The sequence below is a fragment of the Mycobacterium sp. TH-M82 genome (assembly GCF_057473605.1).
The window spans coordinates 1-1,158 of the sequence record NZ_JBYCKY010000415.1; the positions used below are offsets into that span (position 1 = coordinate 1).

Here is a 1,158-nt window from a genome sequence, read left to right on the forward strand (position 1 = left end):
TAGCCGACCACCAACTCACCACCACAGCGTTACGGCGGGAATCCACTGCGATTCCCGCCGTAACGTGGCGTCTTCGGTCGGCTATCGGGCTGCCTACCCGACCCTGGACGACGCCGCACACGCGCCCAGCACCGTGGTGGAGGCGTAGCTGGCGGTGTTCGCCAGGTAGTTGTCGGCCGGGCTGTAGGTGGGCAGCGCCAACACGAACGCCCTCCGGTACTGCGAGGACAGGTCGGCGAAGTCTTGCAGGGTGGGGTTGTCGCTGCGCCGCCCCAGCTGCTGCAGCTTGTTGGCGTAGGCGATCATCACCTGCGCGACGGACAGGTTGACCTGCTTCTGCTGCGGGTTCCAGTAGGTCGCCGGGATGTTCGGGTCGAGGTTCTGCCAGTCGACGGTGTCGGCGCCGAACTTGTCCAATGCCGCCTTCCAGTCGCGGCACACCGGATTGGGCTCGGTCAGATAACGCTGCGGGTTGGTGGGGTTCCCCGGCGGCGCGACCCGCATCGGCGGCGGGGGCGACTCCAGCAGCGGCCCGCGGGCCGCTGCCGCGCCGTTGGCGGCGGAGGCACAGATCGCCGCCAGGGCGGACGCCGCGCTGTGCGCGGTGCCCGCCAGGCTCGCGTCCGGTTCGGTGTAGTTCGGGATGCGCTCGATGAAGGCCCGCGAATAGGCAATGAACTGCTCGTAGAGCTCGCGCATCACCCGATGCGGGGTCAGCTTGGCCAGCCCGACGGTTTGCGCGGCGGCGCCGCGCAGTACCTGCCCGGCTGCCAGGTACTGCTTTTTTTGTTCGTCGTTCCACGCCGACGCCGGAATGGACTGGTCGCGCTCGACCCAGCCGCCCTGCCCCAGCAGCGACAGAGTGCTGGACAGGTTGGTGCTGATCGCGGTCCACGCGGCACAGCTGGGATCCTCGGTGATGACGGTGACCGGCCCGGTGTCGTTGGCGCTGGCGATCCCGGAGGCGGCGGCATTACTGGACGTCGGCGCCCCGCCCGTCGACGTGCCAGTGCCCGGGGCACCGCCCAGCAGCACCACCGCGACCAGCGCGATGGCCACGACGGCCAGCACGGACACCGCAACCAGGCCCCACTTGAGGCTATTGGGGTGCTTCGGTGCCGCGACCGCGCTGTCTTCGGCTTCTTCGGCTTCTTCTTC

Annotated in this window: 1 protein-coding gene; it reads right to left on the reverse strand. The window is 69.1% G+C overall.

Features of this window, described 5'->3' with window-relative positions; all coding sequences use genetic code 11:
- Nucleotides 1-93: 93 nt before the first annotated feature.
- Nucleotides 94-1,158 (reverse strand): hypothetical protein (locus AC2VON_RS12985; RefSeq protein WP_486953334.1); only part of this gene is annotated, 1,065 nt, incomplete at its 5' end.